The sequence below is a fragment of the Comamonas testosteroni TK102 genome (genome assembly GCF_000739375.1).
Taxonomy (GTDB): domain Bacteria; phylum Pseudomonadota; class Gammaproteobacteria; order Burkholderiales; family Burkholderiaceae_C; genus Comamonas; species Comamonas brasiliensis.
This window is the reverse complement of the sequence record NZ_CP006704.1, coordinates 4,291,246-4,312,091: the sequence shown is the minus strand read 5'-3', so window position 1 is coordinate 4,312,091 and position 20,846 is coordinate 4,291,246. Positions and strand designations below refer to the sequence as shown.

The window sequence follows — 20,846 nt, the reverse complement described above, 5'->3', positions numbered from 1 at the left end:
GGGGCGAATCTGCAGCCCTGTCACCGGCCAGGGACTCAGTTTCTCCGCTGCACTGTCAAAAATTCTCGGCGCAAGGCGGGCAGAGGGTTTGACGGATTACGCCAGCTTCTTGGCTGTTGGGGCTATCAAGGGTTTTGGAGCGGTCTGCCGGACAGCGGGCAGATCGGGGCCCCCGCTATCTTCAATGGCCTTGAGAAAGGAGCGCACCAGCAGGCTTTCACTGCGTTCCTTCATGCAATACACGTAGGTGGTGGTGCTGGCCGGGTCTCCGGCAATGCGCACGGGCCGAAAGCGCGGGTCGGCAATGAACTCGGCCTCGGACACGGCGCCGATGCCCAGGCCGCGCGCAACGGCCTCGCGTATGGCTTCGCGGCTGCCGATCTCCAGCTGGGTGCGGGGCTTCACGCCGGCTGCCTGCAGCGCTTTTTCGATGGCGGTACGCGTGGTCGAGCCTTGCTCGCGCAGCAAGAGCGGCAGGCCGTGCAGCTCGGCCAGTTCGACCTGTTCGCGCCTTGCCAGGGGGTGATCGACGTGGGCAAACAGGATGATGGCGTGGCGCGCATATTCGCGCGCCAGCAGCTCGGGCCTGTCATAGAGACCGGCCAGCACCGCCACATCGGTGGTGTAGTTCTCCAGATCGTGCAGCACCTGCTGCGAGTTGCCCATGCGAATCGACAGCTTCATGCCGGGATGGCGGGCGCTGTAGGCCGCCACCATCTCGATCACATGAAACGGCCCCACGGCGCCGATCTTGAGTTCGCCCTGGTTGAGCTGGCCCGAGTCGCGCAGAAAGAACTCGGTTTCGGCCTCCAGCGCGAGCAGTTTCTGTGCCAGCGTCATGAGCCTGTGGCCGGCACCGGTGAGCGTCATGCGATAGCCCTGGCGATGAAAGAGCTCGATCTGGCTTTGCCGCTCCAGCGTGGCGATCTGGCTGGAGATCGTGGGCTGGCTCAGGCCCAAAGCGCGGGCGGCGGCGCTCAGGCTGCCTTGCTGGGCCACGGCGATAAAAGCTCGGTAGCGGGCGGTGCTCATGCAAATGTCATCTCAAGGTTTGATCTATGGAAGCTGTCAAAACTGATTCTGAAACCTTCACATGACAGTCATATGTCGTCCCTAACATTTGCGTCAACGCACTGCAATGACGGTGCGATGGCGGAAGCCCAGCCGCACTCTACAGACGCACTTGCAAAGGATGAAATCCATGACGATGACCCGCAAAACCTGGCTGCAGGCCGCAGCCGCCAGCCTGACGCTTGCCGCCACCACCGGCGTCATGGCGCAGCAGCCCACCGAGCTGCGCGTGGGCCTGATCCCTTCCGAGGATGCCCAGGCCATGATGCGCGCCAGCCAGCAGGTGATGGACCAGCTGGCCGCCAAGACCGGCCTGAAGATCAAGCCCTTTGTGGCCAATGACTACAACGGCGTGATCGAGGCCATGCGCTCGGGCAAGATCGACGTGGCCTATTTCGGCCCCTTCTCCTATGTGCTGGCCAGCCAGCTGGCCAATGCCGAGGCCTTCGCCATTCCCGTGGCCAGGAATTCCGGCAAGAGCTCGTACAACAGCATCATCATCAGCAAAAAGGACAAGGGCCTGGGCACCGTGCCCCAGCTGCAGGGCAAGACCTTTGCCTTTGTCGATCCCAGCTCGGCATCGGGCCATCTGTTTCCCAAGGCCGGCCTCAAGGGCGAGGGCATCGATACCGACAAGTATTTCTCGCGCGTGATCTTCTCGGGCTCGCATGACGCCAGCATCATGGCCGTGGCCAACGGCAAGGTGGATGCGGCGGCCGTGGCCGATCCCATCTTCCAGACGGCCGTCGCCAAGGGCCATGTGAAGGCCGAGGATTTCCAGGTCATCTGGCGCTCCAAGGACATCCCCGAGTCGCCCATGGCCTGGCGCAGGAATCTGGACGAAGCCACCAAGAAGAAAGTGGCTGCGGCACTGGCCGAGATCAAGGGTCTGCCCTGGGGCGACCGTGGCGAGCTCAATGGTTTTGCGCCCACCAACGATCAGGCCTATGACGTGGTGCGCCAGACCGCCAAGGCGTTGAACCTGGACCTCGGGAAGATGAAATGATCAGCATCCGCAATCTGCGCAAAAGCTATGGCAGCAACCATGTGCTGCATGGCATCGACATGGATGTGAAGGCCGGCGAGTTCGTGGTCATGCTGGGCCTGTCGGGCGCGGGCAAGTCCACCTTGCTGCGCTGCATGAACGGGCTGAACCAGCCCGACAGCGGCCAGCTGCAGGTGGGCGGCATCGATCTGATGCGCAGGCACTCGCGCCGTGAGCTGGCCCGCCATGTGGCCATGGTCTTCCAGCACCACAACCTGGTGCAGCGCCTGTCGGTGCGCAAGAACGTGCTCACGGGGCGGCTGGGCCAGGTCGGCACGCTGGCCTCGGTGCTGCAGCTGTTCAGGCAAAGCGATATCGCGCTGGCCGACGCATGCCTGCAGCGCGTGGGTCTGGCCCACAAGGCCGATGAGCGCACCGAGGCGCTCTCGGGCGGGCAGATGCAGCGCGTGGGCATTGCCCGTGCCCTGGCGCAGCAGCCGCAGCTGATTCTGGCCGACGAGCCCGTGGCCAGCCTGGACCCCAAGACCGCGCGCAGCGTGCTGCAGTATCTGCGCGATGCCACACGCGAGCTGGGCATTGCCGTGGTCTGCAATCTGCACCAGGTCGACTATGCCCGGGAGTTTGGCGATCGCATCGTCGGCCTGTCGCAGGGACGCATGGTGTTCGACGGCGTGCCGGCCATGCTGGACGAGGCCGCGCTCAACGCCATCTACAGCGGCGAGCCGCAACCCACCGGACATGCGCCAGAGCAGGGCGGTGCGCTGCATGTCAGCAGCACCGCAGCCGGCAACTGGCTGCCCGGGGCGATGTCTCCCGCTGCGGTCGCAGGAGGTCTGCCATGAACAGTCAGAGCCTGAAACAGCCAGACCGCTGGCAATGGACGGGCGCAGGCCCGCAAGGCAAGGGCGGCTGGCTGGGCTATGCCGCGCTGGCCCTGGCCATCGGCTGGGTGCTGCACTGGAGCGCTGCGGGCGCGCAGATGAGCTGGAGCGAGCTGGCGGGCGGCATGCCGCAGATCGGCGACTTTCTCTCGCGCTCGGTGCCGCCGGACTGGAGCATGCTGCCGCGCCTGTGGGCACCGGCGCTGGAGACGATACAGATCGCCATCTGGGGTACTTTGCTCAGCGTGATCCTGGCGCTGCCGCTGTCCTTTGTTGCGGCCGGCAATCTGCACGGCTGGCATTGGCTGCGTCGCATCACGCGCCAGTTTCTCAATGTGATCCGCAGCATCAACGAGCTGATTCTGGCGCTGGTGTTTGTCTCGGCCGTGGGCCTGGGGCCCTTTCCCGGCGTGCTGGCCCTGGCCCTGCACGGCATGGGCATGCTGGCCAAGTTCTTTGCCGAGGCGATCGAGGAGATCGACGACGGCCCGCTGCAGGCGCTACGCAGCGCCGGTGCCAGCCAGCTGCAGATCATCGCCTTTGGCGTGGTGCCCCAGGTCATCACCGCCTGGATCGCCGTGGTGCTCTATCGCTTCGAAGTCAATCTGCGTTCGGCCACGGTGCTCGGCATGGTGGGGGCGGGCGGTCTGGGCTTCGAGCTGGTCAGCAGTCTCAAGCTGTTCCGCTACCAGGAGACCGCGACCTGCATCATCGTCATCACGGTGATGGTGATTGCCGCCGACATGGCATCGAACTGGCTGCGCAGCCGCATACAGCAGGGCGCTCGCCACTGATTGCGCCGCGGTGCCGGTGTGCGCCGCAGTCCTTATATCAATCAAAAATATGAGCTGTCAGCGCTTGTTGCATGAGCGCCAAGGGCTGATTTCGCTCAAAAAACGTCAAAAGGCTTTCTCGTGTGGACCTATCACAACCCCGTGCATATCAGCGTGGGTCGCAACAGTCTCGATCAACTGCCGGCCCTGCTGGCCGGGCGCAGCTGCCTGCTGGTCACTTTTCCCGAAGCCGAAAGCCTGGGCCTGGTGCGGCGCATGCGCCAACTGCTGGGAGCCCAACTGCGCGGCGTGATCGACAGCATTGCTCCCAATCCCGATGTGCAGTGGCTGGCGCCGCTGTACGGGCAGGTGCAGCGTGACCATGCCGAGGTGCCCGTGATCGTGGCCCTGGGGGGCGGCAGCGCCATCGACTCGGCCAAGGCCTTGATCTGCCACACGCCTTCAGGCCGGTTTGCCGACCTGCTGGCGCTGCTCAAGCACGGTGGCCAGCTGGAGGCGGGAGGGCACAAGGCCTTGATCGCCATCCCCACCACGGCCGGAACAGGCAGCGAAGTCACGCCATGGGCCACGATCTGGGATCAGGCCGCCGGCCAGAAGTATTCGCTGCACCAGTCCTGTACCTGGCCTGAGGCCGCGGTGATCGATGCCGAGCTGATGACCAGCCTGCCGGCCGGCTCCACCCTGGCCTCGGGGCTGGATGCGCTGTCGCATGCACTGGAATCCATCTGGAACGTGAACCGCAACCCGGTCTCCATGGCACTGGCCGTGCAGTCGGCGCGCCGCACCCTGGCCACGCTGCCCGCGCTGATGCAGGATCTGGGCAGCGCGCAGCTGCGCAACGAGATGGCCGAGGCGGCGCTGATGGCCGGCCTGGCTTTTTCCAACACCAAGACTGCGCTCGCGCATTCGCTGTCCTACGACATCACGCTGCAGCATGGCGTGCCGCATGGCCTGGCCTGCTCGTTCAGCCTGCCCATGGTGCTGGAGATGGCGCTGGGCGCAGACGCGGTGGCCGATGCCGCCTTGCTCTCCATCTTCGATGCCGGCACGCCTGCAGCGGCCGTCGAGCGTCTGCGCAGCGTTCTGCAAGGGCTGGGCGTTGCCACCGATCCGGCCCACTATGGCGTGCCGCCCGAGGCCTGGAGCGCCATGGTGCAGAAAGCCGCCAGCGGTCCGCGCGGGCGCAACTTCATTCGCTCTCTGAGCTGAGTCCCGGAACCTGAACCGGTTTCCGCTTTCCATCCTCTTTAAGCCACCGCTGAAAAAATCATGAACTCCATCGCTCAAGCTGAAACTCTGGTGCTGTCCCAGCCCGCCGCCGATCTGTCACCGCTGCAAGCCGTCATCTTCGACTGGGCCGGCACGCTGGTGGACTTTGGTTCGCTCGCACCTACGCAGATTTTTGTCGAAGCCTTTGCCAGCTTCGGCATCACCATCACCCTGGCCCAGGCACGCGGCCCCATGGGCCTGTCCAAATGGGACCATATCCACCAGCTGCTGCAGGAGGAAAGCATTGCCGCGCAGTGGCACAGCGCTTTTGGCCGGGCACCGACCAACGAGGATGTGGATGCTATCTACGCACGCTTCATGCCGCTGCAGATTGCCAAGGTGGGCGAGTTCTCGGCCCCCATAGCAGGCGCTGTGCAGACGCTGCAATGGCTGCGCGCCCAGGGCCTGAAGGTCGGCTCCTGCTCGGGTTACCCGCGCGAGGTGCTCAACCAGTTGCTGCCGCAGGCTGAAGGCGCAGGCCTCAAGCCCGACTATGTGGTGGCAGGCGACGAACTGGAGGCCGGTGGCCGCCCCGGCCCCTTCATGGCACTGGCCAATGTGCTGGCGCTGGGCGTTGGCGATGTGCGTGCCTGCGTGAAGGTGGACGACACCGTGCCGGGCATCGAGGAGGGGCTGCGCGCAGGCATGTGGACCGTGGGCCTGAGCCTGTCGGGCAACGAGGTCGGCTATAGCGTGCAGGAGTTTGCCAGGGCGCCCGAGCAAGAGGTCGAGGCCCGTGTCGCCGTGGCCGAAGCCAAGCTCAAAAAGGCCGGAGCCCATTACGTGGTGCGCAGCGTGGCCGATCTGCCAGCTGTGCTGGTGCAGATCGCGACCGAGATGCGCGCCGGAAAAATGCCGTTCTAGGACTCGCTTCTGGAGCTTGCAGACCCGGTCGCAAGCCCGGCCCGGAAAAGCCAAGCCCCAGGCCTGACGGCCCGGGGCTTTTTTCTGCGGGGGGGGGCTTAGCCTGCGGGTGTCTGCGCCTCGGGATCGAGCTGCTCGTGATGCTCGATGACCTTGCGCATCAGCTGTGTGAAGAGCTCGCGTTCGGTCTCGCTCAGCGGGTCCAGCATCTGCTGCTGGGCTTGCAGCACGGACGGCCCTGCATCGGCCAGCAGGGCCTGGCCCTCGGGCGTCAGGGACAGCAGACGCACGCGTCTATCCTTGGCCGTGTGCTGGCGCAACAGCAGGCCGCGTGCTTCCAGGCGGTCGATCACGCCGCCGATGGTGGATTTGTCAAAGCCCACCTCCATGCTCAGCGTGCGCTGGTCTATGCCCGGCAGATGCACCAGTTTTTGCAGCACGGCAAATTGCAGCGGCGTCACGCCCCAGGCTTCCGTGGCCTGGCTGAACACGGCCACGGCCACTTGCTGCAGGCGGCGTATGCCGTGGCCCGGAAAGGTTTCCACCTCCAGGCGTGGAAAGAAGGGGGGGCTGCTGGCGCTGTCTGAGGCAGCGTTTGGCAGTGCAGAGTTAGTCATGGTTTTCCCTAGGTGGGGTTGGCATTTCAAGGCTCGGATAATACGATGCATGCATTTGGTATGCATACATACTATCTGTGTGCGGACTGATTGGCAGACACTGGCGTCTGCGCACTTGAAGAACTTGAGGCCTCCATGCAATTTCATTTGAACGGTTTTCGTCCCGGCAACCCCTTGATCGCTCCGGCTTCGCCGCTGGCCCCTGCCCATACCGAGGCCGTGCCCTCGCAGGTCGATGTGCTGATCGTGGGCTGCGGCCCCGCCGGTCTGACGCTGGCCGCGCAACTGGCGGCCTTCCCGGATATCCGTACCTGCATCGTGGAGCAAAAGGAAGGCCCCATGGAGCTGGGACAGGCCGACGGCATCGCCTGCCGCACCATGGAGATGTTCGAAGCCTTCGAGTTCGCGGATTCCATCCTCAAGGAGGCCTGCTGGATCAACGACGTCACCTTCTGGAAGCCTGATCCCGCCGAGCCCGGCCGGATCGCCCGCCATGGCCGTGTGCAGGATACGGAAGACGGTCTGTCCGAGTTCCCGCACGTCATCCTGAACCAGGCGCGCGTGCATGACCACTATCTGGAGCGCATGCGCAACTCGCCCAGCCGTCTGGAGCCGCACTACGCCCGCCGCGTGCTGGATGTGAAGATCGACCACGGCGCAGCGGACTATCCGGTTACCGTGACGCTGGAGCGCTGCGATGCCGCCCATGCCGCTCAGATCGAAACCGTGCAGGCCCGCTATGTGGTGGGCTGCGACGGCGCGCGCAGCAATGTGCGCCGGGCCATTGGCCGCCAGCTGGTCGGCGATTCGGCCAATCAGGCCTGGGGCGTGATGGATGTGCTGGCCGTGACGGACTTCCCCGATGTGCGCTACAAAGTGGCCATTCAGTCCGAGCAGGGCAATGTGCTCATCATTCCGCGCGAAGGCGGTCACCTGGTGCGCTTTTATGTGGAGATGGACAAGCTCGATGCCGACGAGCGTGTGGCCAGCCGCAACATCACGGTGGAGCAGCTGATAGCAACCGCCCAGCGCGTGCTCCATCCCTACAAGCTTGACGTCAAGAATGTGCCCTGGTGGTCGGTGTACGAGATCGGCCAGCGCATCTGCGCCAAATATGACGATGTGGCCGATGGCGTGGCCACACCGGACTCGCCCCTGCCGCGCGTCTTCATCGCCGGCGATGCCTGCCACACCCATAGCCCCAAGGCTGGCCAGGGCATGAATTTTTCCATGCAGGACAGCTTCAACCTGGGCTGGAAGCTGGCCGCCGTGCTGCGCAAGCAATGTGCGCCCGAGTTGCTGCACACCTATTCGTCCGAGCGCCAGGTCGTGGCCCAGCAACTGATCGACTTCGACCGCGAATGGGCCAAGATGTTCAGCGACCCGGCCAAGGAAGGCGGCCAGGGCGGTGTGGACCCCAAGGAGTTCCAGAAGTACTTCGAGCAGCATGGCCGCTTCACGGCTGGCGTGGGCACGCACTATGCGCCCTCCGTGCTGACGGGACAGGCCACGCATCAGGCACTGGCCAGCGGCTTCACGGTGGGCATGCGTTTTCATTCCGCACCGGTAGTGCGCGTTTCCGACGCCAAGCCCTTGCAGCTGGGCCACTGCGGCAAGGCCGATGGCCGCTGGCGCCTGTATGCGTTTGCAGGGCAGAACGACCTGGCGCAGCCCGAGTCCGGCCTGCTGGCGCTGTGTCGTTTCCTGGAGAGCGATGCCGCATCGCCGCTGCGCCGCTTCACGCCGGCCGGCCAGGATATCGACAGCATCTTTGATCTGCGTGCCGTCTTTCCGCAGGCCTATACCGAGGTGGCGCTGGAGACGCTGCCTGCCTTGCTGCTGCCCCCCAAGGGCCAGCTGGGAATGATCGACTATGAAAAGGTGTTCAGCCCCGATCTGAAGAATGCCGGTCAGGACATCTTCGAGCTGCGCGGCATCGACCGCCAGCAGGGCGCTCTGGTGGTGGTGCGTCCCGACCAGTATGTGGCCCAGGTTCTGCCCCTGGGCGACCATGCTGCACTGAGCGCCTATTTCGAGTCCTTCATGCGGGCCTGAGAGTCCCTGGCCAAGGACTGCCGATCGGCATCAACGCCTGTAAGGTGTTTCAGGGAGGGCATTGCCCTCCCTTTTTTGCGCCCGGGTAGAGCGAGTGAGCGCTGCTTGCTACGATGTTTGCTTGTGCTCAAGAGGAGAAGACATGCTGTTGATCGTGGGGACGGTGCGTTTGCCATCCGAAAACCTGGCGCTTGCCCGACCTGCCATGCGTGCCATGGTAGAGGCCTCGCGCGCGGAGCCAGGCTGTCTCGAGTACGGCTATGCCGAAGATGTGCTGGTGCCGGGGCTGATCCATGTGAAGGAGCTGTGGTCGGATCAGGCGGCGCTGGATGCACATTTCGCATCTGCGCATATCCAGGCCTGGCGTGCCGCATGGCCGGAGCTGGGGATCGGGCAGCGGGATCTGCGGCTCTACGAGGTGCAGGCGCCACGCGCCACCTGAGCGGTCTGGCGCTCGGCTGTGGCCTTCGCTTGAAGGCACTTCGATTGACGGCACTAGCTTGGAGCCTGCTGCAGCTTGATGATGTCGACCGAAATCTCCACCGCCGTCACGGCGCAACGGTTTTCCAGCCAGTGCGTGGTGTTTCTGTCTTCGGGCCAGCCCACGCCCGGGCCATAGTCGGTGGCCACGCCATTTCTATGGTCGGTGATGCATCCTTCGAGGATGTAGACCATGCCGGGTCTGTCTTTGTGGTCGTGAACCGGGCCGAAGACGCCGCCTGGCGCCATGGTCACCAGGCGCATGCGAAGCTGGCGTCCCGCCATGCCTTCGATCTCGGGGCCCAGGTCGAGCGTGGCCAGCATTTGCACTGCCACCCCCCGGGTTTCGGGGACTTGCTGTTGGTTGGACATTCTTTGCTCCTTCGCGCCTCGTCACGGCCGTTGAAGCGAACCTGTCTTCGCTCGGACCGATTGGCAAAAGTGTGATCTCTTGTCGTTGCCCAGGAAAGCCAAACCCATGTCTTCGGCGTGGCGCCTTTCCCATGTCCCCGGTCGGGCGGGGGAAGGGCGCTGTGGCTTGTGCCGCCTGGCGCTTGTCCCCGGAGCAGACGCTTGGAGGGTGATTCCCCGACAATGCGCCCATGACTTCCCAAGAACAACCGCGCAACCCGCTGCATGGGCTGACGCTTGAGCGCATCGTTACCGATCTGGTGGATTATTACGGCTGGCGAGAGCTAGGGCGCCGCGTGCCTGTGCGCTGCTTCAATCTGGACCCCAGCATCTCCTCGAGCTTGAAGTTTCTGCGCAAGACGCCCTGGGCGCGCGAACAGGTGGAGCAGTTGTATGTGCAGACCCGGCGTGCCGATGAGCGCGAGCAGCAGCGGCGCGCGAAAAGAGCGGAGAGCTCCGAGGACTGAGTGAGCGCTTCCAACATGGTTTCAGCTAGATGAAAGAGTAAGCGCCAATAGGCGGTTATCTTTGCATGAGGCGCGCCCGTATCAATGCCGGCGGTCGAAAAAGCGATTTTTCCCGAATTTTCCGATCCTGCCCTGCTTGCGCCCATGCCCGACCATCCCACTCTCACAGCCCGCCAGTTCCAAAGCCTCTGCAACCGCCTGCCGGACCCTACCTTTGTTCTGACCGAGTCGGGGCGTTATGCGGCCGTTGTGGGCGGCAGGGATCCACGTTACCCGCATGACGCAAGCTCGCTGGTGGGCCGGTTCATTGCCGATGTGCTGGCTCCCGCCAAGGCGCTCTGGTTTCTGCAGCAGATCCGGGAGGCGCTGGGCAGCCAGCAGATGCAGGTGGTGGAGTACGAGCTCAGCGTAGCCGATATGCTGGGCCAGCCCGGGCGCGGGCCTGCCGAGACGACTTGGTTTGAAGCCCGCATCCTTGCCCTGGAGGAGCTGTTCCGGGGCGAGAAGGCCGTGCTCTGGGTGGCCCGCAATATCACGGATCACAAGCGCCTGCAGCATCAGCTGCAGGAGCAGACCCTGACCGACGAGTTGACGGGGCTGCGCAATCGCCGGGGCTTTATGCGCGAGCTGGCCCAGGCCTATACGGTCCACAGGCAGCAAGGCTTGCCGGCCTGTCTCCTGAGCTTTGATGTGGATTACTTCAGAGCCATCAATGAAGGGTTGGGCCATACCGCAGGGGATCAGGCGCTGCGCGATCTGGCGGCCGCCGTGAGTCTTCTGCTGGCTCCGGAGCATGTGTTCGGTCGCCTGGGCGCCAATGAATTCGCCGTGCTGTGCGGCGGCCGCAGCATTGCCGAGATCACCACCCTGGCGCGAGGGCTGCTGGATGTGGGGCGACAGGCGCTGCAACTGTATGCCACGACCGATCCCGTGCCCTCGCTCAGCGTCGGGATTGCGCATTTCATGCCGACCGACAGCAGCCTGGAGGACATCATGCGCCGTGCGGATCAGGCCTTGTACGCCGCCAAGCGGCAGGCCGGACACAGGGCGGTCGTGGCGGATGGAACCCAATCGAACTACGGCCTGGCCTGAGGCCTGGCAGAAGGGCCCAGCAGCGCCATTGGCCGGGCCACGCCCGCAGAATCAGGCGCCCAGCTGCTGCGCATGGTGGCGCAGATGGTCGTCGACAAAGCTCTGAATGAAATAGTAGCCATGGTCGTAGCCCGCATGCCGGCGCAGCGTGAGCGGCTGGCCAGCCCTGGCGCAGGCGGCTTCGAAGGCCTCGGGCAGCAATTGCTTTTCGATCAGGAACTTGTCGGCCAGGCCCTGGTCGACGAGGATGCCTGCGGGGTAGGGGGCTGCGGTCTGCGCGCTCATCAGCTCGCTGGCGTCATGCCTGGCCCATTCGGCCTTGTCTTCGCCCAGATAGCCGCTGAAAGCCTTGTGGCCCCAGGGGCAGTTGATGGGGTTGGCAATCGGCGCAAAGGCCGAGACCGACCTGAACCGGCTCGGGTGGCGCAATGCCAGGGTCAGCGCGCCGTGGCCGCCCATGCTGTGGCCGAAGATGCCCAGACGCTGCAGGTCCACGGGCAGCTTGCTGCCGACCAGGGGCAGCAGGTCATTGAGGATGTAGCTCTCCATGCGCCAGTGCAGCGCCCAGGGCCGGGTGGTCGCGTCCAGGTAGAAGCCGGCGCCCACGCCAAAGTCCCAGCTGTCGGCCTCGCCCGCCAGGCCAGCGCCGCGCGGGCTGGTATCGGGGCAGATCAGGGCGATATTGAGTTCGGAGGCCAGGCGCTGGGCTCCGGCCTTGATCATGAAGGTTTCTTCGGTACAGGTCAGGCCGGCCAGATAGAGCAGGGCCGGTACCTTCTCGCCCATCACGGCCTTGGGCGGCAGATAGACCGAGAACTTCATGGCGAGGCCGGTCTCGGAACCATGGTGTTCGTAGTAGCGCTGGGCGCCACCAAAGCAGGCGTGGGCGTTCTTGAGTTCCATGGCGCTTACTCCTAAAAGAAAAGCTGCTTGCGCTCGTCAATCAAGCGTTTTCAGCTGTTTTATATCTAAATATGAATCAAAGCATGCGCAAGCAGCTCTGAAATTGAAAGCGCAGGACGAGGCATCAAAAACTGGCACAGCCTCGGTGAGAGATGCCGAGCAAGAGCCGCCTCGCAGCGAAGGCATCGTCCCCCTCCCATAGCGCGCAGCGCGTAGAGAGAGGGGGAAGGCGCAAAGCGCCTCAGGGGGTGTTACTTGTAGTTGACAACGCTACGAATCGACTTGCCCTCGTGCATCAGCTCGAAGGCTTCGTTGATGTGCTTCAGGCCCATGGTGTGGGTGACAAAGGGTTCGAGCTGAATCTTGCCGGCCATGGCGTCTTCCACCATGCCGGGCAGCTCGCTGCGGCCCTTGACGCCGCCAAAGGCCGTACCCAGCCACTTGCGGCCTGTCACCAGCTGGAAGGGGCGGGTCTTGATCTCCTGGCCGGCGCCGGCCACGCCGATGATGACCGACTGGCCCCAGCCGCGGTGGGCGCATTCCAGCGCTGCGCGCATGACTTCCACATTGCCGATGCATTCAAAGCTGTGATCCACGCCCCAGCCAGTCATCTCGACGATCACTTGCTGGATGGGCTTGTCGAAGTCCTTGGGGTTCACGCAGTCGGTGGCGCCGAAGGTCCTGGCCAGGTCGAACTTGCCGGGGTTGGTGTCGACGGCGATGATGCGGCCGGCCTTGGCCAGCTTGGCACCCTGGATAACGGCCAGGCCGATGCCGCCCAGGCCGAACACGGCCACGGTGTCACCTTCCTGCACCTTGGCGGTGTTCTTGACCGCGCCCAGACCGGTGGTCACGCCGCAGCCCAGCAGGCAGACCTGCTCGGGGTTGGCATCGGGGTTGACCTTGGCCAGCGAGACGGCGGCAACCACGGTGTATTCGCTGAAGGTCGAGCAGCCCATGTAGTGATAGATGGGCTCGCCCTGGTAGCTGAAGCGTGTCGTGCCGTCGGGCATCACGCCCTTGCCCTGGGTGGCGCGCACGGCTACGCACAGATTGGTCTTGCCGCTCTTGCAGAACAGGCATTCGCCGCATTCGGCGGTGTACAGCGGAATCACATGGTCGCCGGGCTGGACGCTGGTCACGCCTTCGCCCACTTCCACCACGATGCCCGCGCCTTCGTGGCCCAGCACGGCAGGGAAGATGCCTTCGGGGTCGTCACCGCTCAGGGTGAAAGCGTCGGTATGACAGACGCCGGTATGGGTGATCTTGACCAGCACCTCGCCAGCCTTGGGCGGCGCGACGTCGATTTCGACGATTTGCAGGGGTTCTCCGGCTTTGAAGGCTACGGCGGCGCGGGATTTCATGGGCAGGTCTTTCTTGGAAGGCTGAGGATGCGGTGGTTGCCCGAGGCGGCGTCTGAGCCGGGCCGGGCGCACCGGTTGTGAAGTGTGAATGTAGGCGATCCCGCTGCCCTCTGGAAATTCGTGGCCGCAGATGGCGGCTCTTTGGCCGAATGTCACATGGTCCGCTGGCTGGCGATGCGCAGCCGAGCGTCTTCGTCAGTCATGTGTGGATGAGATGGACACATCTGTCGATGTTGGCTTGTTTGTAGGCCCGAACCCGCAGGTACAAGGCCTCACGGGTGCTGCCTGCGCCTTGCTCGCCCTTGCAGATGCACTTGCAGCGCATCCATGAAGGCGGTGGCGGCGATCGAGGGTTTGAGGCCGCGGCGCGTCAGCAAGGACAGTTCATGGGGATAGGGCTTTTTGTCGTAGATCTCCATGACCTTCAGTCCCAGCTCCTGCGCAAACTCCCTGGCATAGCTGGGGATCAAGGTCACGCCCAGATTGGCCTTCACCAGTCTGAGCGAAGTTGCCAAGGTGCCTGCCTGTATCGTTGAACGCAGCTCAAGCCCCTGAGCCTTGAGAATTCTGTCGATGGTCTTTCTCGTGCTGTACACGCTGCGCAGCGTGATATGGGGGTAGTCCGAAGCTTCGCCCCAGGTGATCCTCTGCTTCGCCGCCAACGGATGGGAAGGTGTACAGGCCAGGCACAACAGCTCCGCGCAAACCACCTTGGGCTCCAGTTGCGGATCGTGCTCGGCAATGGATACCAGTCCGAAATCGCATCGTCCGGTTCGGACATAGTCCACGGATTCATCCGTGGTCAGTTCATGCAGGTCGATGCGGACTTGGGGGTGATCGCGTGCGAACGCCTCGATGACGGGCGCCAGAAGCCCGGACATCATCATGGGCGATGCAGCGATGCTGAGGTTGCCCTGGTCCAGCGTGCGGAGTGCCGACAGACGCCGGCCGGCCAGCCGCATGGTGTTGAGAACCTCCTGCGCGTACTCATAGAGCTCTGCGGCTCCATCACACGGGGTGACACGGCGTGTGGTGCGCTCGAAAAGCGGCAGCCCGATCTCGGACTCCAGCTCCGCACAGAGTTTGCTCACTGCCGATTGCGTCATGTGCATGTCGTCGGCAGCCGAGGTGAAGCTGCGGCGTTCATAGACTGCACAGAAAACGCGCAACTGGCGCAAAGTCACGTTCATTCTCATGGGGATCTCGCTGGAGAGGGTGGCTCCGGACAGAGCACTGGCCGATAGCGGAGGCGATGCTGCATACCCGATGCGTTGCCGAAGCGGCTGCGATCTGCCTGCATTATGACCAGCCTGCCCGAAGCGCAGCGTGCTGGTTTGCGGCCCTTTGCGCTGCTGCATGGGTGAACTTGCCGACGCTCGCGGGAGGGCTTCGCCACTCATTCTGAACAGGAATCTGTTGATGAAAATTAGTCGATTGTTGAATGAGTCTCTACGGCTGATCATTGCCTCAGCGCTTCCAGGACGGAGCGATTTTTGGAGGAATTACCTTGAGCATTCATGCAACCGGCCGCGCAAGCCGACGCCTGGGGGCCGTCGCAGCCTTCTGTCTGGCCGTATTGAGCCTGGCTGCAGCGGCGCAGGCCGATAGCTATCCGGGCAGGCAGATCAAGATCGTCGTCCCGTTCACCGCGGGCAGTGCCACGGACACGGCAGGTCGTGTGCTGGCCCATGGCCTGTCCGCCCGGCTGGGCGTGCCCGTGGTCATCGATAACAAGGCAGGAGCAGGCGGCACCATCGCTTCGGCAAGCGTGGCGGCAGCCGCACCCGATGGATACACGCTGGTGCTGACCAGCAGCTCGACCCATTCGGCCGCTGGCGCCTTGATTGCCAAGGTGCCTTATGACGGCACTGAAGACTTTGTTCATATCACCAGGATTGCCTCCATCCCGATGATGCTGGTGGCGCGGCCTGGCCTGAAGGTCGACAGCGTAGCCGCATTGCAGGAGCTGTCGAAGCAGCAGCCTCTGAGCTATGCCTACGGCTCTGCGGCCGCCCGAATCGCCGCAGCAACCTTCAATGCGCTGGCAGGCGTGAAGGCACTGGGCGTACCCTACAAAAGCCAGCCTCCGGCGGTGACCGATCTGCTTGGTGGACAGGTGGACTTTCTTTTCGCCGATCTCTCCGTGGTGAAGTCCTTTGTACACAGCGAGCGACTCAGAGGGCTTGCGGTGTCTGCGCCAGGGCGCCTCAAGGAGTTTCCGAATGTCCCGACGCTGCCCGAGCTGGGCTATCGAAACTTCGACCTGGTCGTCTGGGTCGGGCTCGCGGCGCCCAGAGGAACGCCAGCTGGCGTGATCGAGAAGCTGGCAGCCGAGGCCAACGAGGTTTTGCGCGATCCGCTCACCGTGAGCAAGTTGTCGGCAGCGGGGATGAGCGTGTCGCCCAACTCCCTGGATGAACATCGCAAGTTCGCTGCCGAGCAAAAGCAGATCTGGATGAAGCGTGCCGAGGCCGCTGGAGTCAAGCCGGAATGAGCGCCGTACCAATGAATGGCCCCCTCAGTGGTCTGCGGGTGCTTGACCTCACTTCGGTCATCATGGGGCCGGTCTGCACGCAGATTCTCGCGGGGTATGGCGCGGAAGTGGTCAAGGTGGAGCCCCCGGAGGGCGACATCATGCGCCATGCGGGCGCCAAGCTGGAGCCGGGCATGGGTGCCATGTTCCTGCATGCGAACAGAAACAAGCGCTCGGTCGTGGTCGATCTGAAATCCGTCGAAGGACAACAGTGGATCCGCAGCGCCATTCCGAAATTTGACATGTTTGTGCATAACATCCGCGCTGCAGCCATCGCCAGAATCGGTCTGGACTACGAAAGCGTGCGCTTGCTGCACCCCGATATCGTCTACGCGGAGCTGACCGGCTACGGCGCATCCGGGCCTTACGCAGATCGCCCGGCCTTCGATGACGTGATTCAAGCCGAGTCCGGACTGGCTTCTCTGTTTGCACGGCAGATGGGCACGGAGCCCGGCTATCTGCCCGGCCTGATTGCCGACCGGATGACGGGGATTACGGCAGCGCATCAGATCCTGGCGGCCCTGATGCGGCGCGAGCGAACCGGGCAGGGCGGCTACCTCAACGTGGCGATGTTCGAGACGATGGCGGAGTTCGTGCTGTCCGATCACATGGGGCAGCGCACCTTCGATCTTTCAACGGGGCAGACCGGCTACAGCCGCCTGCTGACTGCGCATCGCAAGCCTTACCGGACGGCCGACGGACATATCGCCGTGATTGCCTACAACGACAAGCATTGGAAGAGCTTCTTCGAGGTCATCGGTGAGCCGCAGCGCTATCACCAGGATGAGCGCTTCAACTCGGCCGCGGCAAGAGCCGAGCATTACGACACGATCTACCGCTTTGTCTCCGAGGTTCTCGCATCCAGGACGACCAAGCAGTGGCTGCAAATACTCGGCGCTGCGGAAATTCCCTGCGCTCCGGTCAACAGCGTCGAAGACCTGTTTGACGATGAGCATCTGCGCAGCACGGGCTTTTTCCAGCGCAATGCCAGAGACGGGCAGCCCGAGTGGGCGGCGAGCATGTCTGCGGTTGTGCGCAGCGGGCTGGCGCCAAGGGCGGGGCAGCACACGGACGAATACCTTTCCAAATCATCGACACCATGAATCCTGATCAATCGCTTTGCAATCCGGCCGAGGCCGCCACCATCGAGATATCGGCAGACGGCATAGCCACCGTCCAGTTTGCCGCAGGTGGGCCCTTGAACATCATCAGCAGCTCGACCGCGCTCTCGCTGGCGGCTCAGCTGAGGGCGCTGGCCGGCAACGATGCGGTGCGCGTCGTGGTATTCAAGGGGGCCGGCACCAAGACCTTTGTCGGAGGGGCGGATATCAGGGAGCTGGCGGCGCTGGCCCCGCAGTCCGCGCGCCGGTTCATCGCAGCCCTGTCCGAAATGTGCGAGGCAGCCCGGGATCTTCCCGTGCCCAGCATTTGTGCATTGCAGGGGTGGTGCATCGGTGTCGGGCTGGAGTTCGCGGCCTCCTGCGATCTGCGTATCGCTGCGGATGACGCCCGGTTTGTGATGCCCGAGGTGAAAATCGGCATCCCTTCGGTCATTCAGGGCGCATTTCTGAGTCGCCTGATCGGGGAGGGTCAGGCGCGCTGGCTCATGCTGACCGGGGAGGCGATCGATGCGCAGAAGGCGCAAGCCTGGGGCCTGGTCAGCGACGTGGTGCCCAGAGCGCAGCTGGAGGCCGCAGCCCAGGCGTTGGCAACAAGTCTGGCCGCTCTGTCCGCCAGTGGCATGCGGGCTCAGAAAAGAGTGCTGCGCACCGGCGAGGCGCCGCATCTGGACGGCAGCATACGTCACAGCATTGAAATCTTCGGCACGGCCTATGAATCGGCCGATCCCGCGAACCTGATGGGGGAGTTCCTGTCCAGGAAGGGCCGCTAGTCGGCTCTGTCATCAAGCCGCAGCCGGCTTGGTGTGCTGATCGCATGTGGCGCACAAGTTAGAGGACTGAGATGAGAGGAAAGTGAGGCCTATCGGCAGAGCTGGAATGCCGCAGCGGCGGCATGGCCCGGTCAGTTGCGGGCCTCTTTTCAACACAGGGTCATCGGGTGGCGAAGAAATCCAGCATCTCTTCCAATAGATCTGCAGGCTGTTCTTCGGCGATGTAGTGCCCGCAGTCGAGCGCTTTTCCCGTGACGTGGACGGCAGCCTTGCGCCACAGGTCCAGCACCGGAAAGCAGCGGCCAACCGCGCCTTCCGCGCCCCACAGCACTCTCAGTGGCAGCATCACCTTTTGCCCCTTGGCCCGATCCGCGCGGTCGTGCTCCAGGTCGATGCCCGCGGAGGCCCTGTAGTCCGCACAGATGGATGCAGCGGTACCCGGGATGGCAATGCAGCGCAGGTACTCCTGCAGTGCTTCAGGCGCAAAGGCACCGAGCCCGGCGTGGCGTCGGCCCATCACGTCCCGGATGTACGCGCAAGGGTCCGCTTCGATAAGCCTCTCGGGCAGCGGTGCAGGTTGGATAAGAAAGAACCAGTGCCAGTACGCCCTGGCGAACGCTTCACCTGTCTGCTCATACATGTCGAGCGTTGGTGCAATGTCCAGCAGCATCGCACGCAGGACCCGGCCTGGATGGTCAAGCAGCAGCCGGTGGGCCACGCGGGCGCCCCGGTCATGCGCAGCGATGCGAAACTGTGCAAAGCCCAGTGCGGACATCAGCTCCACCATATCTGCCGCCATCGTGCGCTTGCTGTAGGCGTGGCTTTCGGGGCCGGCATCGGGCCTTGCAGAATCGCCATAACCCCGTAGGTCTGCGCAAACCACAGTGAATCTTTCGGCAAGAGCAGGCGCCACCCGGTGCCACATGACGTGGGTCTGAGGATGTCCATGCAGCAGCAGCAAGGCAGGCCCGGAGCCTCCTACGCGGCAACGAAGTACCGTGCCGTTGACCGGTACATCTTGTGCAGTGAAGCCTTCGAACATCATGCGATCCCCCCAAGGTGGGCAATGCCCTGCGCTCGCGGAGTATGGCCCAGTTGCTGGCGAGTGCGCGAGGCCACGTTTTTCATCCAGGGATGGGCTTCCCAGTGAAGGCGCGCAAAGTGTTCGATCTGGGCCTGGTAGGTCAGAGACATGCCAATGAGGTCCCGGCGCTCCAGCTGCATGCGGTGGTGCCGCTCGGACAGCGTAAAGAATGCATCCACATTGCAGCTTCTGACTCGAAGCGTCTCAAGGTCAATATGGATGTGCGAGGTCTCCGGGCTGTCGGCATCGGCCATGAGTCTGGTGATTTCCTCTTCTGGAAGCATCACCAGCAGCAGCTGGTTGTTCATCGCGTTGGAGTAGAAGATTTCCCCGAAACTGGGGGCGACGACTGCTTGTATGCCGTATTGCTGCAATCCCCAGACCGCGTGCTCACGGCTTGAGCCGCAGCCAAAGTTCGCACCTGCCACCAATACTTCGACGTCTGCGCGTTCAGGTCTGTTGAGCACAAAGTCTGAGCGCTTGCGACCTTCGGCATCAAACCGCAGGTCGTACAGCAGGCCTTTGTCGAGCCCGGCCTTGTCGATGCCGTGCAGGAACTGCTTGGGCATGATCTGGTCGGTGTCCAGATTCTCGATGGCCAAGGGCGCCATCTTTCCGGACAGAATGTGTTGCTCACGCATGATGGGTCTCCAGACGCCGAACGTCGGTAATCGTGCCAGTGACGGCTGCGGCTGCCGCCATGGCAGGGCTCATGAGGTGGGTGATGGCGCCGCGCCCCTGTCTTCCCTCGAAGTTGCGATTGGTCGTTGACGCACAGCGGACGCCGTCCGCCAGGATGTCTCCGTTCATGGCCAGGCACATCGAGCATCCCGGCTCCCGCCATTCGAAGCCTGCATCCATGAGCAGGCTGGCAATGCCTTCGGCTTCGGCCTGCCGCTTGACCGCGCCGGAGCCTGGTACCACCATGGCACGCACTCCCTTGGCAACGCGGCGGCCGCGCACCACTTCCGCGACGGCGCGCAGGTCTTCGATGCGAGCGTTGGTGCATGAACCGATGAAGACATGCTGGATGGCTGTGCCTTCAAGGGGAGCGCCTGCTGCCAGACCGGTATAGCGCAGCGCTTGCTCCGTACTGCGGCGCATCGGCGCCGAGGTCTGCGTAGCCGGGTCGGGAATCGCGCCGCCAATCGGTATCACTTGGTCAGGGCTGGTGCCCCAGGTCACGTGGGGTGCTGCATCGCTTGCATCGAAGCGATGTTCGATATGGAACTCCGCAGCTTCATCGCTGTGCAGGGTTTCCCAATGTTGAAGCGCTGCGTCGCGCGCCACACCGTGCAAGTCCGTCGCACGCTCAAGCACATACTCGACCGCCTTGCGGTCTGGCGCAATCAGAGCGCCGCGAGCTCCGGCTTCGACCGCCATGTTGCAGACGGTGAAGCGTGACTCGATCGACATCGCTTCGAACGCCGTGCCGCAGAACTCGATGACGTGGCCTCGGGCGCCCTGGGCCCCGATATGCCCTATGACCATGAGGATAAGGTCTTTGGCGGTCGTGCCCACTGGCAGCACGCCGTCGACTTGGATGCGCATGTCCTTGGCCAGCCGGTAGACAAGCGTCTGCGTCGCCAGCACATGCTCGACTTCCGAGGTGCCGATGCCGAAGCCCAAGGCGCCCAGCGCGCCATAGGTGGTGGTGTGCGAGTCCCCGCAAATCACGACCATGCCCGGGCGGATCATGCCGTGCTCAGGCGCCACAACATGCTCGATTCCCTGCAGGGCGTCCTGGGTGTCGAAGAGCGGGATGTCATGCTGCTCGCAATTCTTGCGCAGGTTGCTGGCCTGTAGCGCTGGTGCAGCCTCTCGGATGACCCGGATCGCGCCCGGCTCCGTTGGAATGACATGGCTTACAACGGCCACGTTCTGGCCGGGCATGAGCACCCGGCGCCCGTGCTCATCCAGGCCTGCGAAGGCTTGAGGGCTGGTGTACTCATTCATCAGATGCAGGTCGCAGAACAGCAAGACGTTCTGCTCGTCGAGCTGGGCGACGGTATGTGCGTCGACCAACTTGCGATAAAGGGTGCGATTCATGTGCGCGCTCTATGT

21 protein-coding genes are annotated in these 20,846 nt (G+C 63.6%); 12 read left to right on the top strand and 9 right to left on the bottom strand.

The genetic code is table 11. The features are described from left to right. Positions 1–96: 96 nt before the first annotated feature. Entirely contained in the window at positions 97–1,032 is a 936-nt protein-coding gene (locus tag O987_RS19495) for a LysR substrate-binding domain-containing protein (protein ID WP_043374184.1), read from the bottom strand. 169 nt (positions 1,033–1,201) lie between these two features. On the opposite strand from O987_RS19495, the gene phnD reads away from it, so the two are divergent. From phnD to phnX, 5 genes are all read left to right on the top strand, one after another. Further along, entirely contained in the window at positions 1,202–2,077 is an 876-nt protein-coding gene (gene phnD, locus O987_RS19490; protein ID WP_043374181.1) for a phosphonate ABC transporter substrate-binding protein, read from the top strand. Continuing rightward, positions 2,074–2,919 carry a phosphonate ABC transporter ATP-binding protein gene (phnC, locus tag O987_RS19485; RefSeq protein WP_043374178.1) on the top strand — a complete coding sequence of 282 codons (846 nt, stop codon included), beginning with the start codon at positions 2,074–2,076 and terminating at the stop codon, positions 2,917–2,919. Before phnD ends, phnC begins: the two co-directional genes overlap by 4 nt. After that, the gene (phnE, locus tag O987_RS19480) at positions 2,916–3,752 is read left to right on the top strand and encodes a phosphonate ABC transporter, permease protein PhnE (RefSeq protein WP_003053135.1); all 837 of its coding nucleotides are present in this window, start codon (positions 2,916–2,918) and stop codon (positions 3,750–3,752) included. Before phnC ends, phnE begins: the two co-directional genes overlap by 4 nt. Before the next feature lie 120 nt (positions 3,753–3,872). Beyond that, complete coding sequence (gene psrA / locus O987_RS19475) at positions 3,873–4,961, top strand: iron-containing alcohol dehydrogenase PsrA (protein ID WP_043374175.1); 1,089 nt, start codon at positions 3,873–3,875, stop codon at positions 4,959–4,961. A gap of 60 nt (positions 4,962–5,021) precedes the next feature. Further along, positions 5,022–5,885, top strand: coding sequence for a phosphonoacetaldehyde hydrolase (gene phnX, locus O987_RS19470; protein WP_043374173.1), 864 nt, complete (start codon positions 5,022–5,024; stop codon positions 5,883–5,885). A gap of 98 nt (positions 5,886–5,983) precedes the next feature. On the opposite strand, the gene O987_RS19465 is transcribed toward phnX, so the two are convergent. Continuing rightward, complete coding sequence (locus O987_RS19465) at positions 5,984–6,502, bottom strand: MarR family winged helix-turn-helix transcriptional regulator (protein ID WP_003053140.1); 519 nt, start codon at positions 6,500–6,502, stop codon at positions 5,984–5,986. Between the two features lie 135 nt (positions 6,503–6,637). On the opposite strand from O987_RS19465, the gene O987_RS19460 reads away from it, so the two are divergent. Beyond that, on the top strand, positions 6,638–8,557 hold the full coding sequence (locus O987_RS19460; protein ID WP_043374171.1) for an FAD-binding monooxygenase: 1,920 nt from the start codon (positions 6,638–6,640) through the stop codon (positions 8,555–8,557). Positions 8,558–8,699: 142 nt separating this feature from the next. After that, the gene (locus O987_RS19455; protein WP_003053143.1) at positions 8,700–8,999 is read left to right on the top strand and encodes a putative quinol monooxygenase; all 300 of its coding nucleotides are present in this window, start codon (positions 8,700–8,702) and stop codon (positions 8,997–8,999) included. Between the two features lie 53 nt (positions 9,000–9,052). Here the strand turns inward: O987_RS19455 and O987_RS19450 are convergent, their stop codons facing one another. Then, on the bottom strand, positions 9,053–9,409 hold the full coding sequence (locus O987_RS19450) for a cupin domain-containing protein (RefSeq protein ID WP_043374168.1): 357 nt from the start codon (positions 9,407–9,409) through the stop codon (positions 9,053–9,055). A 230-nt stretch (positions 9,410–9,639) separates the two neighbouring features. Here O987_RS19450 and O987_RS19445 point away from each other — a divergent pair, with 230 nt between their 5' ends. Together O987_RS19445 and O987_RS19440 are read left to right on the top strand one after the other, a co-directional pair. Further along, positions 9,640–9,915, top strand: coding sequence for a VF530 family DNA-binding protein (locus O987_RS19445; protein ID WP_003053147.1), 276 nt, complete (start codon positions 9,640–9,642; stop codon positions 9,913–9,915). A gap of 144 nt (positions 9,916–10,059) precedes the next feature. After that, positions 10,060–11,007, top strand: coding sequence for a GGDEF domain-containing protein (locus O987_RS19440; protein ID WP_235214182.1), 948 nt, complete (start codon positions 10,060–10,062; stop codon positions 11,005–11,007). A 51-nt stretch (positions 11,008–11,058) separates the two neighbouring features. On the opposite strand, the gene fghA is transcribed toward O987_RS19440, so the two are convergent. The 3 genes from fghA to O987_RS19425 all read right to left on the bottom strand — a co-directional run bounded on the left by fghA (position 11,059) and on the right by O987_RS19425 (position 14,470). After that, a complete protein-coding gene (fghA, locus tag O987_RS19435) occupies positions 11,059–11,910 on the bottom strand; it encodes an S-formylglutathione hydrolase (protein WP_043374164.1) in 852 nt (283 codons plus the stop codon). A 251-nt stretch (positions 11,911–12,161) separates the two neighbouring features. Beyond that, on the bottom strand, positions 12,162–13,274 hold the full coding sequence (locus O987_RS19430) for an S-(hydroxymethyl)glutathione dehydrogenase/class III alcohol dehydrogenase (RefSeq protein ID WP_003053153.1): 1,113 nt from the start codon (positions 13,272–13,274) through the stop codon (positions 12,162–12,164). 272 nt (positions 13,275–13,546) lie between these two features. Then, positions 13,547–14,470: a LysR family transcriptional regulator gene (locus tag O987_RS19425; RefSeq protein WP_144244946.1), complete on the bottom strand. Its 924-nt coding sequence runs from the start codon at positions 14,468–14,470 to the stop codon at positions 13,547–13,549. A 311-nt stretch (positions 14,471–14,781) separates the two neighbouring features. Between O987_RS19425 and O987_RS19420 the strand changes: the two genes are divergently transcribed. From O987_RS19420 to O987_RS19410, 3 genes are read left to right on the top strand one after another with little or no spacing between them, the layout of a single operon-like run. Further along, complete coding sequence (locus tag O987_RS19420) at positions 14,782–15,768, top strand: Bug family tripartite tricarboxylate transporter substrate binding protein (RefSeq protein ID WP_043374162.1); 987 nt, start codon at positions 14,782–14,784, stop codon at positions 15,766–15,768. Beyond that, the gene (locus tag O987_RS19415) at positions 15,765–16,910 is read left to right on the top strand and encodes a CaiB/BaiF CoA transferase family protein (protein ID WP_043374159.1); all 1,146 of its coding nucleotides are present in this window, start codon (positions 15,765–15,767) and stop codon (positions 16,908–16,910) included. Before O987_RS19420 ends, O987_RS19415 begins: the two co-directional genes overlap by 4 nt. Then, positions 16,907–17,698, top strand: a complete 792-nt coding sequence (locus O987_RS19410; protein WP_003053162.1) for an enoyl-CoA hydratase — start codon at positions 16,907–16,909, stop codon at positions 17,696–17,698. The genes O987_RS19415 and O987_RS19410 overlap by 4 nt, the downstream gene beginning before the upstream one ends. Positions 17,699–17,858: 160 nt before the next feature. On the opposite strand, the gene O987_RS19405 is transcribed toward O987_RS19410, so the two are convergent. The 3 genes from O987_RS19405 to leuC are packed head-to-tail and all read right to left on the bottom strand — an operon-like array spanning position 17,859 to position 20,831. Beyond that, complete coding sequence (locus O987_RS19405) at positions 17,859–18,740, bottom strand: alpha/beta fold hydrolase (RefSeq protein ID WP_043376682.1); 882 nt, start codon at positions 18,738–18,740, stop codon at positions 17,859–17,861. Continuing rightward, entirely contained in the window at positions 18,740–19,423 is a 684-nt protein-coding gene (leuD, locus tag O987_RS19400; RefSeq protein WP_043374156.1) for a 3-isopropylmalate dehydratase small subunit, read from the bottom strand. Before leuD ends, O987_RS19405 begins: the two co-directional genes overlap by 1 nt. Then, positions 19,416–20,831: a 3-isopropylmalate dehydratase large subunit gene (leuC, locus tag O987_RS19395; protein WP_043374152.1), complete on the bottom strand. Its 1,416-nt coding sequence runs from the start codon at positions 20,829–20,831 to the stop codon at positions 19,416–19,418. Before leuC ends, leuD begins: the two co-directional genes overlap by 8 nt. Positions 20,832–20,846 lie beyond the last annotated feature (15 nt).

Coding starts and splice junctions, on each gene's coding strand:
- O987_RS19415 (WP_043374159.1), top strand. CDS start 15,765: ATGAGCGCCGTACCAATGAATGGCCCCCTCAGTGGTCTGCGGGTGCTT.
- phnE (WP_003053135.1), top strand. CDS start 2,916: ATGAACAGTCAGAGCCTGAAACAGCCAGACCGCTGGCAATGGACGGGC.
- O987_RS19430 (WP_003053153.1), bottom strand. CDS start 13,274: ATGAAATCCCGCGCCGCCGTAGCCTTCAAAGCCGGAGAACCCCTGCAA.
- leuC (WP_043374152.1), bottom strand. CDS start 20,831: ATGAATCGCACCCTTTATCGCAAGTTGGTCGACGCACATACCGTCGCC.
- O987_RS19405 (WP_043376682.1), bottom strand. CDS start 18,740: ATGTTCGAAGGCTTCACTGCACAAGATGTACCGGTCAACGGCACGGTA.
- O987_RS19425 (WP_144244946.1), bottom strand. CDS start 14,470: ATGAGAATGAACGTGACTTTGCGCCAGTTGCGCGTTTTCTGTGCAGTC.
- phnC (WP_043374178.1), top strand. CDS start 2,074: ATGATCAGCATCCGCAATCTGCGCAAAAGCTATGGCAGCAACCATGTG.
- fghA (WP_043374164.1), bottom strand. CDS start 11,910: ATGGAACTCAAGAACGCCCACGCCTGCTTTGGTGGCGCCCAGCGCTAC.
- O987_RS19495 (WP_043374184.1), bottom strand. CDS start 1,032: ATGAGCACCGCCCGCTACCGAGCTTTTATCGCCGTGGCCCAGCAAGGC.
- O987_RS19460 (WP_043374171.1), top strand. CDS start 6,638: ATGCAATTTCATTTGAACGGTTTTCGTCCCGGCAACCCCTTGATCGCT.
- O987_RS19410 (WP_003053162.1), top strand. CDS start 16,907: ATGAATCCTGATCAATCGCTTTGCAATCCGGCCGAGGCCGCCACCATC.
- O987_RS19455 (WP_003053143.1), top strand. CDS start 8,700: ATGCTGTTGATCGTGGGGACGGTGCGTTTGCCATCCGAAAACCTGGCG.
- phnD (WP_043374181.1), top strand. CDS start 1,202: ATGACGATGACCCGCAAAACCTGGCTGCAGGCCGCAGCCGCCAGCCTG.
- phnX (WP_043374173.1), top strand. CDS start 5,022: ATGAACTCCATCGCTCAAGCTGAAACTCTGGTGCTGTCCCAGCCCGCC.
- O987_RS19445 (WP_003053147.1), top strand. CDS start 9,640: ATGACTTCCCAAGAACAACCGCGCAACCCGCTGCATGGGCTGACGCTT.
- O987_RS19465 (WP_003053140.1), bottom strand. CDS start 6,502: ATGACTAACTCTGCACTGCCAAACGCTGCCTCAGACAGCGCCAGCAGC.
- O987_RS19450 (WP_043374168.1), bottom strand. CDS start 9,409: ATGTCCAACCAACAGCAAGTCCCCGAAACCCGGGGGGTGGCAGTGCAA.
- O987_RS19440 (WP_235214182.1), top strand. CDS start 10,060: ATGCCCGACCATCCCACTCTCACAGCCCGCCAGTTCCAAAGCCTCTGC.
- leuD (WP_043374156.1), bottom strand. CDS start 19,423: ATGCGTGAGCAACACATTCTGTCCGGAAAGATGGCGCCCTTGGCCATC.